Here is a 19,792-nt window from a genome sequence, read left to right as displayed (position 1 = left end):
ATAATATAAAGCGCTTCCAATTTTAAGCTATAATAAGAAAGTAAGGAAAAAATACGAGTCAGGAGTGAAGAACTTGTCTAAACATGCTTTTAGTAAAATTTTGTTAAGCTTTGTTTTAGTGTTATCCGTAGCGTTACCTTATATGGCAACAACTGCAAACGCAGCAGAGCCGATTACAGTAACTGAAGCCATTGCAAACAATACAGGAACGGCTACAGTGAAAGGGTTTATCGTGGGCACTACGATCAGTAAAACTAGCTATGACCAAGAAGCACCATTTACATCACCTACAAACGTAGGACTTGCTGATTCTGCGGATGAAACCGATCCAACGAAAATACTGCCGGTTCAATTGCCTTCTGGTTCGATCCGTACAGGTTTGAATTTGGTGGATAATCCAACTAATTTCAAAGCGCAAGTGACAATTACGGGATCACTAGAAGCTTATTTCCAAACAGCAGGTCTAAAATCTCCAAAAGCGTTCACTATCCTTGCAGCAGGTGAAACACCACCGACAGCGACTGTTGTCGATTCTCTCGCAAAAGCACGTACGATGAAAGACAAACTGATTCAAGTAGACGCAATTGTTACAACGGGCACAGGATTCTGGGGCGGAAATTCATTTTACGTTCAAGATGACACAGCCGGAATGTTTGTATTCACTTCAAGTGCAGACGTATCACCAGGAGACCAAGTTCGTATGACGGGCAGCGTTTCTGAATACGGTGGCGAACTGCAACTTCAACCAAATACAGTAAAAGTTCTTTCTTCAAACAATAAATTACCAGGAGTACAATCAATCACTCCAGCCGGTGTTAATGAAGACACACAAGGCGAGCAGATTGAATTAAAAAATGTAACAATTACAGGCTTAAAATCTGTAAATGATTACGGAACATTTGAATTTTCGGCAAAAGCTGAAAATGACGAAACGATCACAATCCGCAACGATAACCGGAACGGATTGAGCTTTGAACAATTTACGAAGCAATACAAAGAAGGCGACCTAGTACACGTAACAGGTATCGCTTCGAAATTTAACGATTCGTATCAAGTAAAAACGCTTGGCTTTGAAAGCTTTGACTTAGTAAACAAACCAGCCGTTTATGCTGATATTTTTTCAGGTGTCGTTTCTGAAGGCACAGAAATTACGTTAGCATCTGGCATGGAAGACGCGACGATTTACTACACACTTGATGGGTCGAAACCAACTGCATCGAGCATGAAATACACAGCACCAATCAAATTAACAAAAGACACATCGATTAAAGCAATTGCCATCAATGACAAGACCTCAGAGATTTTTACATTTACGTACACGGTTTTAAAAACAGGCGATCTTCACATTCGTGATATCCAAGGCGCTGGCCATTATTCGGCTTACAAAGGAGCAGTCGTAAACGACATTGAAGGGGTTGTTACACACCTTTACAACTCAGCAAACTTTGTTATTCAAGATACTAACCCAGACAACGATGTAACAACTTCAGAAGCCTTGATGGTCAATAAATCATCAAACGGTCTTCAAGTTGGAGATTTAGTTACGGTTAGCGGAACAGTAGAAGAACATTTCCAAGAAGGCTATTCTGATGCAAAAGACAACGATCTGCCAATTACACGTATTCGTGCAACTGACGCAGTTAAAACAGGAACAGCTCCGCTTCCTGAACCGATTGTCATTGGGGAAGATGTTCAACCACCATCCCAAATTATCGACAATGATGAGTTAACTTCATTTGATCCACAAGAAGACGGCATTGATTTCTGGGAATCACTAGAATTAATGCGTTTAGCTGTACCACAAGGAAAAGTAGTGGGACCTCAAAACTATGGTGAAGTGGTCGTTATTGCAGAAAACTCGCCAAATACAGAGTTCCATAAACAAGGCGGCGTTTTGCTTGCAGAGGATGACTACAACCCAGAACGCATTACCGTTGATTTTGATAACGAAGACTTTGTAGCTAAAGCAGGCGACTTATTCGACGGTGACATCATCGGCGTAATGGGCTTTGGCTTCGGAAACTATAAGCTGTGGACAACAGAAAGCAGCTTGCCAAAATTAGTAGACGGCGGCACAAAACCTGAACAAACATGGATCGTCAAAGACGAAGAAAAACTGACTGTAGCAGCTTATAACGTAGAGAATTTCTCTGCAGACCCAAGCCATACATCAGACGCAAAAGCACAGCGCATTGCAGAATCATTTGTTGATGACTTGAACTCACCAGACATTATCGTCATGGTAGAAGTACAAGACAACGACGGCCCAATTGCATCAAACAATAGTGACGCAACAGCAAGCTACGAGCGTCTAATAGAAGACATCAAAACAGCAGGCGGCCCAACGTATTCATGGACAGACATTGCGCCAGAATACAATAAAGACGGTGGCCAACCAGGCGGGAATATTCGCGTTGGTTACTTGTACAACCCAGAGCGTGTAACACTTTCTGAAGGAACAAAAGGCACAGCGACTGAAAACAACACATGGGTAGACGGCGAACTTGCATTAAACCCAGGTCGCGTTCAACCAATCGCAATGCCAAACACACGCAAACCAATTGCAGCTCAATTTGATTTCCAAGGTGAGCAAGTTGTGGTGATTGGTGCACACTTAAACTCAAAAGGTGGAGACCAGCCATTATTCGGTAAAAACCAACCGCCATTCTTGGGCTCTGTTGCAGAACGCATCGAACTGGCAAAAGCGATTAACGGCTTTATCGCAGATGGACTAGAACAGGATCCAAACCTGAACGTCATTGTTGCAGGCGACATGAATGATTTCGAATTCACACCAGCCTTACAAGCATTAAAAGGTGATATTTTAACAAATAAAGTCGAAGACGTGCCATTAGAAGATCGCTATTCGTATTATTATCAAGGAAATTCACAAGTACTTGATCACTTATTGGTAACAAATAACTTAGCGAAAAATACAGAAATGGACATGGTTCACATCAACTCAATGTTCATGGAACAGCACGGCCGTGCATCAGATCACGATCCATTGCTTGCACAAATCACATTTGAACAACAAGAAGTACCAGAGAAAAAATTCCCATTCACAGATGTTAGCAAAACAGCATGGTCGTATCCATACATTAAGGATTTGTTTGACCGTGACATCATCCTTGGGAAAACAGAAACAACGTATGCACCAAAAGACAACTTGACGCGCATGCAAGCAGTCACGATCCTTACACGTATCCTGGATACTGAAATTACAGGAAACGAGAAGTCACCATTTAAAGACATCTCAAAACTACCAAAAATTTATCAAAACGAAATCAATGCCGCTTACCAAGCAGGAATCGTCAACGGTGTAACGACAACCGAATTCCGTCCAACTGAATTCATCACCCGCGCTCAATTCGCATTGATGCTCAACCGTGTATACGAAATGAACCACGGCAAATACAAAGTCGACAAGTACGCACCATTCTCGGATTACGGCAACTTCAACGCCGAAACAAAAAAAGCCATCACGATGTTATACGATTTCGAAGTTGTTGAAGGCTATAACGGCAAATACATGCCAAAGAGATACACAACACGCGAAGAAACAGCGAAAATATTTTCACTGTTCCGCACGTATATGGTGAAATAACCAATCTTTCCAGACGCGATCAGAAAATCTGATCGCGTTTTTTTTTTGTGGCATTTTAATAGTCGCCTTCGCCTAGCCCGTGGCGCTCCTTGGCTGGGGTGTGGCGCTAGTTGATGAAAAGCTTTCTTTGCGGGAATAGGTAGTGTGGGTTCTAGAAGTCGCCTTCGGTCGCTTTGGGCATGGCTCCCGCGCTAAGCCGAGAAGAACACTCGTCTTACCGCTTCGCCTAGCCCGTGGCGCTCCTTGGCTGGAGAGTTCGTTAATACAAAAAGAGCTACTTGTTTTGAGTAGTAGGTAGTGTGAAGTTCTTGTGATCGCCTTCGGCCGCTTTGGGCATGGCTCCCGCGGTAAGCCGAGAAGAACACTCGTCTTACCGCTTCGCCTAGCCCGTGGACGCGCCTCGGCTGGATAGTTGTTTGTACATAGAGCGTCTGTTTTATAGTAGAAGGTAGGTAGTGTGTAGTTCTAGAGTTGCTCGGCGGCTGTGGTGCATGCGCCTTCGCTAGTTTCGGATGATAGTGAGGTGTTACCCGGATGTTTTGTGTTTATAATAAGAATGTTTATTGTTTATACCCAGGTATTCAACATCTTTACAGAAGAATTCTGCTTTTATACATGTATTTCATGGGAATTCATAGTTTATCTGTGAAGTAGAATTGATAGAAAGCGACAATTACTATTTTAGGCTGTTCGCCGCGCGAACAGCTTCCAATCAGTCGCTTGAACTTGTGAGGAAAGACGAGTAGAGATTTCTGGGTGCCGTGTACGGGGGCGAGGAATTTTTGTGTTTCATGTAACCCGCTCAAATATTCATGTAACAGTCGAAAAACTTCCTTTAAAAAACTTCACCCACCTTCCAACCAAAAAGCGATCCGCTCTGCTCCTCTAAGATGCCAGCTTTTCGCACGCGAAAAGCGAAAGTGCAAATCACTCTCGTAATAAAGTGGTGACTCCTGTCCGAAAGCATCCACCTGCAGCGATTTCTATAAAAGTGATAATTTTTCCTTCCGTATTTCTAATCCTACTACACAAAAAAATATTTATATTAATTCGAGAAACTAAATAATATCAAGCCATATCTAGTAAATACGTGTTAAAAAAGAGTGAAAACATCAAAAAATCTCCAAATTGCATTTGCAACATTGAAAATATATGGTAAATTTAATTTGTTGTGCAATTGTAAAAATTCTATATAATTGCGAATTAGATCTAAGGGGGAGAAAAATTGACGAAGTTAAAACCGTTTTTATTGTTGGCATTAGTCTTCATAATGACACTCAGCTCGGCTCTTTTTGGACTTACAGGTGCTTCGGCAGCGGTAAATTCATCGAGCGTACCAAACGTTGAGCTAAAACAAGGGGAACTAAACCTACCCGAAGTTTTCGTAAATCCAGAAGATCCGAAAAAAGAAGTACGGGTGATTATCGAACTCGATAAAGCACCAGCAATTGAAAGTGCTACAAACAAAGGTGTACTTTACAAAAATTTACCAGACAATCAAAAAGAGAGTTTAGAAGCAGCAGTCGTATCTGACCAAGAATCTGTTCAGATGACAATCGCTTCGATCGCTCCTCGTATTACATATCTTGAAAACTTCACGACAGTATTTAACGGATTTTCCGCAAAAGTGGAAGCTGGACAAATTGAAGAAATCGCTAATTTAAACGGTGTTAAAGCAGTTTATGAGTCGACAGAATATCAACGTCCAGAAGTACAACCAGAAATGAAATACTCAAAAGAATTGGTGCAAGCGCAACAAGCTTGGACAGATTATGGTTATCGCGGAGCAGGTCTTGTTGTCGGCGTTATTGACACAGGAATCGACCCGAGCCACAAAGACATGGTATTAACGGATAACACAACAGGTGAAATTACAGAATCTGAAGTGAGTGCGTTAGTAGCTGACAAATCAATCGAAAACGGTAAATTCTTCACAGCAAAAGTGCCATTCGGTTACAACTACATGGATGGCAACAATGAAATTCTTGACCTTGGCCCAGATGCTTCTATGCACGGCATGCACGTTGCTGGAACAGTTGGCGCAAATGGCAATGAATCAAATGGCGGTATTAAAGGAGTTGCGCCAGAAGCTCAATTATTGGCATTAAAAGTATTCGGTAATGATCCACTTTATCCATCAACGTATGGCGATATTTACATTAAAGCTATTGATGATTCGATCAAACTAGGGGCAGACGTTATCAACATGTCACTTGGCTCAACTGCAGGATTTGTGGATTCTTCAAACCCTGAACAAAAAGCAGTTGAAAGAGCGACAAATAACGGTATCTTGATGTCCATTTCAGCTGGTAACTCGGATATGTTTGGATCGGGCTTTTCATACCCACGTCCAGATAATCAAGATTACGGCTTAACAGGTTCACCAAGTACATCTATCGACTCGTTTGGCGTAGCGTCATTCGAAAACGATATGATTACAGCAAAAAGCTTAGCTTACCAAGTAGATGGCACACAAGCAGGACGCGCGCTATACTTGCTTGCGAATGATGCAGATCCAACAAATTTACCAAACGCTAGTTACGAAGTAATGGATGCTGGACTTGGACAACCAGCAGATTTTGAAGGAAAAGACTTTACTGGGAAATTCGCATTAATTTCTCGTGGAGCAATTTCTTTCGTTGAAAAAGGGTTATCAGCACAAGCAGCTGGTGCAGTTGGCGTAATTGTTTACAACAACACAACAGGCACAATCAATATGGCATCAGATCCAGCGATCAAAATTCCATTCATGTCAGCGCTTCAAGCAGATGGCTTGGCGATGAAAAAAGAACTAGATGCAAGTAAAAAAGTATCTGTCGTGTTTGACGGAGAGTTTCTTGACATTCAAAACCCAGCTGCTGGCGAAATGAGTGATTTCACTTCATGGGGACCAACACCGAACTTGGATTTCAAACCTGAAATCACAGCACCAGGGGGCAATATTTTCTCAACATTGAACGATGATAACTACGGACTAATGAGCGGTACGTCGATGGCAGCTCCGCACGTTGCGGGTGGTGCAGCATTAATCTTCCAGCGCATTGAAGAACTTGGCTTAGAAGGACGCGAGCGCGTTCAATTTGCGAAAAACTTATTGATGAACACAGCAAACCCTGTGGAATTCGATAAAGGCGAATTTATCTCTCCGCGCCGTCAAGGAGCTGGATTGATGCAATTGCACGATGCGTTATCAACAGACGTTATGGTAACGAATAAAGCAACAGGCGATGCAAAAGTAGCATTAAAAGAAATCGCAAACAATAAATTCACATTTACATTAAAAGCTGAAAACTTCTCAGACAAAGCAGCAACGTATGATGTAGCTGTAAACGTCCAAACGGATAATTCAGTAAAATCAAATGATGTCGAATTAACAGCTCCAAACCTTACAGGATCATATGTTGTAACTGAAGACGTAAAAATTACAGCACCAAAAACGGTCACAGTTCCAGCAAAAGGAACAAAAGAAATTTCAGTAACAGTTGATGTATCAGCTCTTAAAGAAATGCCGGAATATGCAAGCTTTATTAACGGATTCTTTGTTGATGGATTTGTTACATTAACGGATAAAAACGAACAAGTAACAGGTAATACACCGTTAGTCGTTCCTTACTTTGGCTTTAACGGCAGCTGGGACGATGCGAATATTTTCGATAAATTCGCATGGGATGCAAATAGCTATTACGGAGTTGCTCAATTAACAGATGAAAAAGGCGAGACAATTTCAGGTGGTACACATGCAAACGGATTTGTTCCTGAACGCTTTGCGTTCTCACCAAATGGTGATGGCATGCAAGACATGGCAGTTCCTCTTTATTCATTAATGAGAAACGCTAAAGCATTTGAAGTAAACGTCTTAGACGCAGACGGTAAAAAACTGCGTACGATTCGTACAGCTTCAGACTTAACGAAACATTACGCAGCATCTGCAACAAACCCACCATACACGTTTAGACAAGATAATGGCTGGGACGGAAAAGCTTCAGACAATTTAGTAAAAGACGGGAAATACCAAATTCAACTACGCGCGGTAATTGATTATCCAAATGCACAATGGCAATCAATTAGCTTCCCAATCTTAGTTGATACAGTAGCTCCAGAAGCTGCAGCAATGTATGATGCTGAAACGAAAACAGTAAACGTTTCTAAATTTGCGGATAATGCTTCAGGCGGCGGCGCAGATCGTTGGGAAGTATTCGTAAACGGCAAAGAAGTAACAGAAGATGAAAAAACACCAGCTAACGAATCATTAGCACCAACAACAACTTCTTATAAAGTAGAAGCGGAAGTTAAAGATGGCGATACGCTGACAGCTGCATTTTATGACACGGCTGGCAACGTAACAAAAGTGAAACTTTCAGGTTCTACAAAAGAAGAAAAAGTAGCACCAGTAATTTTCTTTGATTCACCGGAAGTTTTAGGAATGTATGACAAAAACGAAGTGCAAGTAGCTGGACGAGTAGAAGACGATTCGAAAGTTGTTTCAGTTACAGTTAATGGCGTCAAAGCAGACGCATTTGACGGCGTAAACTTCAAACATACAGTAACGCTTAAAGACGGTTCACAGCACGTTAGCGTCAAAGCAATCGACGAATTCGGCAACGAAATGGAACTACGTCGTCAAATCTTAGTCGACACAACACCAGCTGTAGTTTCCAATATCAAAGCACCGAAAACAGTCGGAGCAAACACTTCTGAAGTTGAAGTATCGTTCGACGTAAAAGACAATATGGATCAAATCTACGCTTACGTAAATGGCAGCGAAGTCTTCAAAAAAGAACTTTCTGAGCCATACGGAAAAGCTAGCTTTAACAAAACGATCAAAGTCAAAGTGGCGGTTGATAAAATCGGTGCTAACAATTACACATTGTTAGTAAAAGATGCAGCCGGTCACGAAACTAAAAAGACATTCACAATTACAAAAGCAGCAAAAGTAACATTTAGCGACATCAAAACATATTGGGCAAAAACTCAAATTGAAGCACTTGCTTCACAAAACATTATCAAAGGAAAAACAGACACATTATTTGCACCAAATGAAGACTTAACACGCGCTGAATTTGCAGTATTGCTTGCTCGCACACTTGAATTGCCTTTGAAAGACTATGAAGGCCGATTCACAGATGCAGGACCAGACAAAACTTGGGCTTCAAAAGAAATCGAAGCAGCAGCACGTGCAGGCATCGTTCTTGGATTGCCAAACAACACATTCGATCCGAAAGCACCAATTTCGCGTCAAGACACAGCAGTCATGATGATGCGCGCAATCGAATACAAAGAAGCTTCATTACTTGAAGGCTTAGACACAACGCATAAATTTGCGGACAACAAGAAAATCAGCCCGTACGCAAGCGAAGCAACAGCACAAGCTTACGCACTTGGCTTGATCACAGGTCGCACAGGCAACATCTTCGACCCACAAGCAAAAATCACACGAGGCGAAACAGCGGCAGTTCTTTACCGTGCCCTCGATAAGATGAAGCTATTGAAATAAGCTGTTATATAGAAGAAACATAAACGTTCTTCTATAAAAAATCAGGCAAGCAATCAGAATTTTGATTGCTTGTCTTTTTTTGTGTGAGAAATCGCTACTACGAGCTAGACCAAAAAGTATAAGGGGAAATCGCTACAGATGGACGCTTTCCTGCGGGCTTGCGCCGAACTAACTCGGGCGAATGCCCGAGTGGATTTCGGCACTTCGCTATCCCGCGGGAGTCGCCATCTTTCGCTCATTCATAGGTTTTTCCACGTAGTATATAAATAGAATTCAATGATTATTTTTATAACTAGATTAGGATTGATTCTGTAGCTATTTGTACTTATCGCGTTTCGCATGCGAAACGCTGGCATTCTAGGGAAGTGGGTTTTTATATATTTTTATTGTTTGTTATATGAGTGCGGATCTCTTACATTAACTTTTTTACTTTTTACCTGAACTTTTGACATCTATACATGACTTTTTCGACTCTTTATATGAACCCCAAAAATTCCTCGCCCCGCACACGGCACCCAGAAATCTCTACTCGTCTTTCCTCACAAGTTCAAGCGACTGATTGCAAGCTGTTCGCACGGCGAACAGCCTGAAATAGTAATTGTCGCTTTTTATCAATTCTATTTCACAGGTAAACTATGAATTCTCATGAAATACATGTATAAAGTAAAATGCTTCTGTAAAGATGTTGAATACCTGGGTATAAACAATAAGCATTCTTATATACACTAAACATCTGGTTAACACCTCACTATCATCCGAAACTAGCGAAGGCGCATGCACCACAGCCGCCGAGCAACTTTAAAACCACACACTATCTACCTTCTACTCAAAAACAGAAGCTCTTTGTATATAACCAACTCTCCAGCCAAGGAGCGTCAAGGGCTAGACGAAGCAAGAAGTCGAGTGTTCTTCTCGGCTTATCGCGGGAGCCATGCCCAAAGCGGCCGAAGGCGATCACAAGAACTTCACACTACCTACTACTCAAAACAAGTAGCTCTTTTTATATTAACCAACTCTCCAGCCGAGGAGCGCCACGGGCTAGACGAAGCAAGAAGACGAGTGCTCTTCTCGGCTTCTTGCGGGAGTCATGCCCAAAGCGAGCGAAGGCGACTCGAGAACCCGCACTCACATCCCCACACCCCAGCCAAGGAGCGCCACGACCGAAGGTAACTCCAGAAACCTAAAAAAAGGAAATAAACCACTCCCTCAACTAATCAAAATACCCAAATCCAATCCCACAATCCAACAAATAAGATAGCTTTGGAACCATAGACTTCTAGTCCGTTAACTGGAAAAATGAAGATGACTTAATTATTTGATAATTGTGATAATAATCACTCGAAGGAGGAATTTGTATGACAAAAACGCGTATGTGGCTATGTGTTTTATTGGTATGGAGCAGCTTCACGGCTTTTGGCAGTCCCGTATTGTCAGAAGCACCAAACAGGGAAGCTAACTTATCAAAAGCGATGCTAAAGCCGCAGTCACCAAAAGAACAGGTGCGCATCATCATTGAACTACAAGAAGAGCCGACGATTGAAGCGGCGACGACAAAAGGAGTGCTTTATAAAGAATTACCGGAAAAGCAAAAAGAACAAATTGAAGCAGCAGCGCTTGTAAAGCAAGACATTGCGCAAGTGGCAATCGATAAGATAGCACCAGAAATCGACTACCTCGAAACGTTTACGGCAGTATTTAATGGATTTTCTGCAGAAGTCGAAGCAGAGCAAGTCGCAGAGATCGAAAAGTTGCCAAATGTGAAAGCAGTATACGAAGCGACCGAATACAAGCGGCCGAAAGTAGAGCCACTCATGAAACATTCCAAAGAGCTCGTACAAGCGCAGCAAGCTTGGCGCGATTACGGCTTTAAAGGAGAAGGAATGATTGTCGGAGTGATTGATACGGGGATTGACCCGGGTCACCGTGACATGGTGCTAAATGATAACGAAATGGCTGGGTTAACGAAAGAAACAGTAGAAGAATTTGTTGCGGATCACAGCATTGAAGAAGGTGCGTTCTTTACGGAGAAAGTACCATTTGGTTATAACTATATGGATAAAAACAATGAAATCCGCGACATTGCCCCAACCGCATCGATGCATGGCATGCACGTAGCAGGAACAATTGCGGCTAACGGCGACGAAGAAAACGGCGGCATTAAAGGGGTTGCTCCAGAAGCGCAATTGCTGGCGCTAAAAGTATTTGGCAACGATGCCATGTATCCGACCACTTTTGGAGATATTTACATTAAAGCAATGGATGACGCCATTAAGCTAGGCGCGGATGTGATCAATATGTCACTCGGTGCAACGGCTGGGTTTGTGGATACGTCGAGTCCAGAGCAGCAAGCAGTGGAACGCGCGACCAATAATGGCATACTCGTTGCCATTTCTGCAGGCAATGAAGACTTACTCGGATCTGGCTTTCAATCGCCATTTGCGAAAAATCCAGATTACGGATTAATCGGTACACCAGGAACCGCGATGGATTCGCTAGGAGTGGCATCATTTGAAAACAGTATAATCACAACAGAAAGTTTTACGTATCAAGTTGACGGCGTACAAACAGGACGTGCGTTGTATTTAGCAGCAAATGAAGTCGACCCAAAAGATTTGCCGAGGAAATCGTACTCAGTTGTCGACGTCGGCCTTGGACAACCAGAAGACTTTGAAGGAAAAGATGTAGCTGGGAAATTTGCTTTAATCGAACGAGGCGTTATTCCATTTACAGAAAAAGCGTATATGGCTGAATCGATGGGGGCAGCTGGTGTACTCATTTACAACAACACGACTGGACCCGTCAGTATGGAGTTTGATCCGTTTATTCAAATTCCATTTTTATCGACATTACAAAAGGACGGCTTGGCAATGAAAGCAGCGTTGGACGGCGGGAAAGCGGTCACGATCGATTTTGACGGCCAACAACTCGAAACGCCTAATCCGAATGCAGGAAAAATGAGTGAGTTTACGTCTTGGGGACCCACACCTAATTTGGATTTTAAACCAGAAATCACTGCACCAGGAGGCAATATTTTCTCCACACTTAATAACAATGAATACGGCTTAATGAGTGGGACTTCAATGGCAGCGCCGCATGTAGCGGGTGGTAGTGCACTTGTGTTCCAACGGATTGAAGAACTCGGTCTAGAAGGGCGAGACCGCGTAGAGTTTGCGAAAAACTTATTGATGAACACGGCAAATCCTGTGGAACTTGTCGCAGGTCAATACGTGTCGCCGCGTCGTCAAGGAGCGGGGCTCATGCAATTGCATGACGCGCTATCAACCGATGTGTTGGTAACCGACGAAAATACCGGTGACGCAAAAGTAGCGTTAAAAGAAATTAAAAACAATTTACTAACCATGACACTGCAAGCCGAGAATTTTTCGGATAAGGACGCGACCTACAATGTCGCAGTTAGCGTGCAAACCGATTACGCGATCAAACACCCGGAACGGAAAATTGATATTACCGACCCAAACCGTGCCGGCTCAAACGTAGTGACAAGTTTCGTGAATATTACTGCACCTGAAACCGTTACTGTTTCTGCAAACAGTACAGAAGAAATCAATGTGACAATCGATATCTCGACTTTACGTGGACGTCCAGAATTTGCGGCGTTTAAAAATGGGTATTTTATCGATGGGTTTATTACATTAACTGACAAGGACGAAGCAGTGTCTGGCAATACGGCACTCTCCGTACCGTATTTCGGATTTAACGGCGAATGGGACAAAGCCCCTGTTTTCGATGACGTTGCATGGAGTCCAGAAACGTTTTATGCAACCACGTTTTTAACGGACGATTTCGGACAGATTATAAATGGAGGCAGCCATCAGACAGGCTTTGCGCCAGAACGTTTTGCTTTTTCACCAAACGGCGATGGCAGTAGGGAATCGATCATTCCCGTATTTTCGCTTCTACGCAACGCCAAACAATTAGAAGTAAATGTACTTGATGCGAACGGCAAAATATTGCGCACCTTGCAAACGGAAAAGAACTTAGTGAAAAACTTTGCCGAGTATTTTTCGTATTATTATGATTTCATCAACGAATGGAACGGGGAAGTGCTAGGAATACCCGTTAAAGACGGCAACTATCAAATCGAAATGCGTGCGGTTATTGATTATCCACATGCGGAGTGGCAGTCATTAACCATGCCAATTCTTGTCGATACAGTCGCGCCAACGGCAACTGCAACACTCGACGCGGCGGCCAATACCGTTAAGGTCACGAGTTTCGCTGATAACACAGGAGGCGGGGGACCCGACCGTTGGGAAGTGTTCCACAACGGCATCGAACTGACCGAAAATCTTGATACGTATGAAGACGAGTCCTTAGCGCCTAAAACGACTAGCTATAAACTGCCAGTATCAATCGATAAAGGTGACCGACTGACAGCGGTTTTCCACGACACTGCTGGCAATAAAACCACGGTGTTCTTAACAGATGCAATTGCCGATACGGAAAAACCGGCAATCTCTGTTTTTGCGCCAGGACCTTTTGAAGTGTACGGCACAAAACGCGTAGAAGTATTCGGATCTGTAGAAGACAGTTCACGCATTGTTTCGGTGACCGTAAACAAAGAAAAAGCCAATCGATTTGACGGCATGTTTTTCCAACACGTTTTAACACTAGAAGACGGCCGCAACGATATTTTTGTTAAAGCAGTTGATGAAGCAGGTAACGAGATGGAAGTACGGAGCCAAGTGTTAATCGATACGCAACCTGCAGAAATCGAGCTATTGGACGTTCCAGAAACTGTAGAAACTGATCAAGATAGCGCAGAAATCACATTTAACGTGACAGATAATATGGACAAAATCAAAGTATATTTAATCGACAGTGAAGTTTATAGCCAGGCTATGAGCGAGCCTTACGGAGAAAATAGCTTTGATGAAGACATTACGATTGATGTTCCGGTGACTGATCTAGGTGAGAACAGATTCACCTTAAAAGTAATCGACGCAGCAGGCAATGTCACAGAACAAAACTTTACAATAAAAAAATAATGCCGTAATAGCTGAGACCAATTGTCTCAGCTATTTCTTTTTGTTTAAGGTTATAATAAGGCAAAAAGGGGCGGTGGGAATGAAAAAGATATTCCTAAGCATCTTAGCAGCATGTGTGTTAGCGATTGGTGTAGCGACGCTAATCGTCTTTTGGTACGTAGGGATATTCGTTTTCGATGAAGTTGAAGACTCCCGAACGGAAGACGAGATAGCGAAAGCCTTTATCGAAGAAAAATATGGCATGGACGCAATCTTTATAAATATTACACCTGACAACTTTGTGGATGGCAAAAGCTATAAAATGGCTTTTAAAGAACAAGAAGATGTGGTCTTCACAGTCACATACGAAACCGAGAATTACGCTACCGTTTATCATGATGATTACGAAATTATGTTGGCAGAGCATGAAGCAAAAGAACAAGCAGAAAAAATCCTGCCATTAATAGAGAAGATTGGATTTAAAAAACCACTAAGTGGTTTGCTCATACAAACGGGTTTAGAAAATATAAAAACCGAGAACCAGATTCGCTGGCTCATGTTAGAAACAGAAACGAGTTACGAAAGCATTGAAAAAAATGAAGCTGAATCCATAATTGCGGTGTTGAATCTTATAAAAGATCACGATATTGATGTTCAGAAAATCAAACTATACAACCGCTGGGACCGGTCACAAATTGTCTTAAACTTGAAGGAGATAGAGGGTATTCAAAGCGACGAAGAAATAAAAGCGTATATCATGAGTCAGTAAACTGCTTTTTAATGAAAATAATAAGATGAAAAGGAGTGATACTGGGTGAAAAAGAATGTTCTAATCGTCATGACGATCCCGTTTTTTTTAATCAGTGGAGTCGTCATGTGGTGGCTTATTAACCAGATTATTGATGATAAAATAGAAGACCATAAAATAAAAGAATTTATTGAAGAAAAGTATGATATGGACGTTGATATTATTAGTGAAACAAAGGGCAGTTTCGTAGATGGGCATAGCTACCAAATGGCTTTTGAAGAACAAAAAGATGTTGTTTTTACGGTCACGGTAGATACCGAAAATTACGCTACGATTTACCGCGATGATTACAAAATGCAATTGGCGTTTTATCAATTAAAAGAACAACTGGAGGAATTATTGCCTGAGTTAGAAGAGATTGGATATACAAAACCTTCAACTGGCGATTTCGTCAATCACGTCGTAAAAAGCTTCCGAACTCAAGATTCGGTTCGATGGGTGATTCTAGAAACAGATCGTCAACTTGACACGATTGAAAAATCTGAAGTTAAGAAGGTGAAAAAGTTTCTCGATCTTCAAGAAAAACACAAACTTGATTTTCAAAAATTCTTTATTACCGATAAAGAAGGCAAATACGGAATTTTTGTAGATCTACGGGAACTAGGTGACAATCGAAGTTTAGCAGAAGTTGAAGCGTATATCTTAAAGGGTAGCCTCAATGATTTATCGAGAGTAAGCAATCAGCTGCAAGACAAATGGCGAGATGCGGCTACTCAAGCACAAACAGAACGCTTTGAATTTCGTGGCGAACCGGAAGGCGATTTATGGCTTTATTGCAAAGCGGTCAATCAACAAGGAGAGTGCACTGAGTCATATACAACTATTTATTTTGTATCAGGTCAACTTAATAAACAAAATCCTAATTTAGCAGCGGATTTTGACGCCATCTTTTCTTTTTTTGACAACATCGAGCCACCGTTAATAACGGTCGAATTAGTAATGATAGAACCGTCAGGCCCACAAGTTACTATGTTACTTGAAGAGCGCCAAAACTATGCTTCAACTAAAGAACTGATTGATCACTTGCTTCAAGAAGAATAAACACCTCTCAAAAAAATGAAACCATTGCTTACTCAAACCGTCTATAATAAAATCAAGAACGAAAAAAAGTGAGTTGATTTGAAATGACACGAAGAACATCCAAGGAAATCAAAAAAACCAATCAAATCATCGCCGCCTTATCCATAGCATTGGTACTCGTAATGGCATTGGGCATTTACTTAATGATGAAACCAGATTTACCCGCTGAAACCAGACCGCCTCAATCAACTCAACAACAAACAGAAAGTGGCACACCAGAAGCTGAAACCGAACTCGCATCGATGATCGCAAACGCCAAAACGCATGTTTACACGCTTTACACCGATCTCGAACAAGGATCAGGCTTTCTTATCAACAACCAAGGTGACATTTTAACAAATGCTCACGTGGTGTTAGACGCATCGTACATCACGGTGAAAAACAGTGATGGCCAAGAATTTAACGGCAATCTAATCGGCATATCTGAAACGCAAGATTTAGCCATCGTTCGCGTCAGCGAATTAGCTGGAAAAGAACCGCTCGAAATTGAAATGGAACCTGTCGACATTGGCACGCCCGTTGTCGCCATCGGTAGCCCGAACGACCAAAGCAACACGGCAACGATAGGCGAAATCACGGATACCGAACTCGATTTCTCCGATCAATTTGAATACACGAATCTGTACGAGATGAGCGCAGAAATCGCGCAAGGCTCTAGTGGCGGCCCCTTAATCGCGGCCGACACCGGAAAATTACTCGGCATCAACTCCATCATTATTGAAGAAAATCCAGATCTGGGCTACGCAATCCCCATCTACACCGTATGGGATCAGCTAACCGAATGGATCAATGATCCGCTTATTACCGAAGAAGAGGAAATTGTGCTGCAAGATGTCAAAGACGCGTATTTTGATGAAGACTTTCTAGCAGGCTTTATCTCCGCATATTATGAGCTATTGCCGTATTCATTAAACGATCGTGAATCTACCTATTACATGTCTTATATTTTCCCAGGCAGTAATGCAGAACAACAAGCGACTGGACTGATCGAAGAATACAGCGACCCGAATCTCATTTACGACGTCGTCAAGCCAACTATCACTTCAATCGAAATTGAGGGTGACAGCGCACTAGTCGAAGCAGAAGCCGAGTTTACGTATCATGACAAAGCGAGCGACAAGTCGTCTACGATTTCGCATAAAGGCATGTACACGGTGGTGATTGATGAGTACGGAGATTATCAGATAGACGGTATTGTGAATCAATGAGGAGCAGGCTCTAAGGGAGTCTGTTTTTTGTGTTTTGAGTAGTAGGTAATGTGGGGTTCTAGAAGTCGCCTTCGGTCGCTTTGGGCATGGCTCCCGCAATAAGCCGAGAAAAGCACTCGTCTTCTCGCTTCGCCTAGCCCGAGACGCTCCTTGGCTAGGGTTGGTGTGTAGGAAAGCGGTGATAAATTTTAAGGAGTTCTAAAAGTCGCCTTCGCTCGCTTTGGGCATGGCTCCCGCAATAAGCCGAGAAGAGCACTCGTCTTCTTGCTTCGCCTAGCCCGAGACGCTCCTTGGCTGGAGAGTTGGCGTATACCAGGAGCTTCATGTTTTAGTAGTAGGATGGACGTGTGAAGTTCTAGAAACGCTCGGCAGCGGTGGTGCACGCGCCTTCGCTAAGTGATGGTAGAAATAGCCGTGTTTCCTAGGTGTTAATACTTTCAAAGATGCATGTTTTGAAAAGTGACTCTATATTTGTGAGTGGAATTCCTATAATAAAAATAAATACTTCCGCTCTGCAAAACTAAAAAAGTATAATAAAGGTAAGAAAAAGACAAACACAAGATTCGTAAAATTAGTCGAGAGAAGAGGCAAGTGCGGGAGATGAAAACATTAGTAGTGATATTGAGCGTTATTTTAGTAGGCAATTTAGTGGCTGGCTGGTTTTACACGAAGACAAAGGACGTCGAAGTAACTTATCTCCTGCCAGAAGGGTTAGAAGGATGTGTCTCTGTTCATTTCTTTAGAGAAGGTAAACCAGAACTGGAGATTGTAGACGACGAACTGCTAATCCCAGTACCTGAAAGCGGAACGTTATTTACCTCTTCGCCTTCAAGCGTTATAACGAATCTAGGATGGCATATGGAAAAAGCGTTCTATGTAAATAAAAAAGGTGAACGAACTCAAGAAATAGATCCGGAAAAATTTGCGAATGGTGCAATGATCTCGAGCGACTCACCATTTAGTGAAAAATTCATTCTCTCTTTCGACGGTCCAAGTGACTTATGTCAATAAAAAATAACGCTGCAGCTAGCAGTGTTATTTTTTATTGGTTCAAATTTGGACATGCATTTCATAAGAAATACATGTCTTGTTTGTGAAGTAGATATGATAAAAGCAGTTTTTGAACTTGTGAGAGAACAAAAGGAGATGATGCATAGGTTGTGGGCTTTTGATTCATGTAAAACCGTCAAAAGTTCAGGTAAGAGGATGAAAAGTTCAGGTAAAACGTAAAAAAGTTAACGTAAGAAAACCGTCTACATATAAAGCGTCCAAAAATTCATGTAAAGCCGTCAAAAGTTCAGGTAAAAAGTAAAAAAGTTAACGTAAGAAAACCGCCTACATATAAGGCATTCAAAAATTCATGTAAAGCTGTCAAAAGTTAAGGTAAGAGGACAAAAAGTTCAGGTAAAAAGTAAAAAAGTTCATGTAAGAAAATCACACGCATATATCAAACAAAAAAACATATAAAAACCCACTACCTTAGAATGCCGGCGTTTCGCGTGCGAAACGCGATAAGTACAAATAACTACAGATCCATACCTAATCTTTATATAAAAATGATCATTAGATTCTATCCATATACTGTGCGGAAAAACCTAAGAAAGAGCGAAAGATGGCGACTCCCGCGGGAAAGCGGAGTGATGAGACCCCGCAGGAGCTTGCGACGAGGAGGCTCAGCGTTTCGCCCGCAGGAAAGCGTCCATCTGCAGCGATTTCTCCCCCCCCAAAAAAACAAAAAAAGAGGACCAGCAAAACCCTGCTATTAGCAGACTTTCGGGTCACCCTTTTGGAGTTCTATGGTTGATTAGAAACGTTTGAAGCTGTGGAATTTCTTGCCCCAGTATGGATCATTCATGCTTTTAACTTCAGCTTTCGCTCCGCCTGAATGGACGAACTGGTTGTTACCGATGTAAATCCCAACGTGTGAGATCCCAGGGCGGTACGTATTAGCAAAGAAAACCAAATCTCCTGGTTGTGGAGTGCTTACTGTATAGCTCTCAGCAAACTGCGTTAATGTCGTACGTGAAACACTTTTACCAGCTTGTTTGAACGCATATTGGATAAATCCACTGCAATCAAACCCTGAAGTTGTCGTGCCACCAAATTTGTAAGGAATGCCTTGTAAAGCCAGTGCTTCTGATACTACTGATGAAGAAGAAGCTTTTTTAACGGAAGCTTTCTTAACAGTTGTAGATGTCAACAATGTGCTCAAAATCCAACCAGATTTGCCGTTAACTTTTACTTTATACCAAGTTGATTTGCCGACTTTCTTTTGGTGAGTCGCTGTAACAACTGCGCCTTTTTTAGCTACCGTTACAACTTTGTATTTTGTGCTCGCATCTGCGCGAACATTAGAATTGTATTTTGTTTTAAATGTACCTGATTTGGCAGTTGCTTTGCTTGCTGCAACTTGCTCTATAGTTGAAACTGTAGATTCTTGAGAAGTTGAAATTTCGTTTTGAACCGGTTGAGTTGTCTGTGCGTCAGTGACTGAGTTAGCAAATAGCAATGATCCTGCTGTAAGTAGCGTGAAGAATATCTTTTTCATTGTTGTTGGTTCCTCCAAGTTTTTATTATTCAAGTATATGAATTAATAATATTTTGCTC

General features: G+C 42.0%; 8 protein-coding genes. 7 read left to right on the top strand and 1 reads right to left on the bottom strand.

The window, feature by feature from the left end:
* Nucleotides 1-73: 73 nt before the first annotated feature.
* The 7 genes from PLANO_RS11955 (at nucleotide 74) to PLANO_RS11925 (ending at nucleotide 18,196) form a co-directional block, all read left to right on the top strand.
* Nucleotides 74-3,607: a DUF6359 domain-containing protein gene (locus tag PLANO_RS11955; RefSeq protein WP_038704671.1), complete on the top strand. Its 3,534-nt coding sequence runs from the start codon at nucleotides 74-76 to the stop codon at nucleotides 3,605-3,607.
* 1,225 nt (nucleotides 3,608-4,832) lie between these two features.
* Entirely contained in the window at nucleotides 4,833-9,101 is a 4,269-nt protein-coding gene (locus tag PLANO_RS11950) for a S8 family serine peptidase (RefSeq protein ID WP_038704670.1), read from the top strand.
* Between the two features lie 1,355 nt (nucleotides 9,102-10,456).
* The gene (locus PLANO_RS11945) at nucleotides 10,457-14,110 is read left to right on the top strand and encodes a S8 family serine peptidase (RefSeq protein WP_038704669.1); all 3,654 of its coding nucleotides are present in this window, start codon (nucleotides 10,457-10,459) and stop codon (nucleotides 14,108-14,110) included.
* A gap of 79 nt (nucleotides 14,111-14,189) precedes the next feature.
* Nucleotides 14,190-14,858, top strand: a complete 669-nt coding sequence (locus PLANO_RS11940) for a hypothetical protein (RefSeq protein WP_038704668.1) — start codon at nucleotides 14,190-14,192, stop codon at nucleotides 14,856-14,858.
* Nucleotides 14,859-14,903: 45 nt separating this feature from the next.
* The gene (locus tag PLANO_RS16200; protein WP_038704667.1) at nucleotides 14,904-15,938 is read left to right on the top strand and encodes a hypothetical protein; all 1,035 of its coding nucleotides are present in this window, start codon (nucleotides 14,904-14,906) and stop codon (nucleotides 15,936-15,938) included.
* Between the two features lie 83 nt (nucleotides 15,939-16,021).
* Nucleotides 16,022-17,185, top strand: a complete 1,164-nt coding sequence (locus PLANO_RS11930; RefSeq protein ID WP_038704666.1) for a S1C family serine protease — start codon at nucleotides 16,022-16,024, stop codon at nucleotides 17,183-17,185.
* 600 nt (nucleotides 17,186-17,785) lie between these two features.
* The gene (locus PLANO_RS11925) at nucleotides 17,786-18,196 is read left to right on the top strand and encodes a DUF6843 domain-containing protein (RefSeq protein WP_038704665.1); all 411 of its coding nucleotides are present in this window, start codon (nucleotides 17,786-17,788) and stop codon (nucleotides 18,194-18,196) included.
* Between the two features lie 793 nt (nucleotides 18,197-18,989).
* On the opposite strand, the gene PLANO_RS11915 is transcribed toward PLANO_RS11925, so the two are convergent.
* On the bottom strand, nucleotides 18,990-19,733 hold the full coding sequence (locus PLANO_RS11915; RefSeq protein ID WP_038704663.1) for a C40 family peptidase: 744 nt from the start codon (nucleotides 19,731-19,733) through the stop codon (nucleotides 18,990-18,992).
* Nucleotides 19,734-19,792 lie beyond the last annotated feature (59 nt).

The organism is Planococcus sp. PAMC 21323 (assembly GCF_000785555.1).
Lineage (GTDB): Bacteria > Bacillota > Bacilli > Bacillales_A > Planococcaceae > Planococcus.
This window is presented reverse-complemented; position numbering and strand designations above follow the sequence as displayed.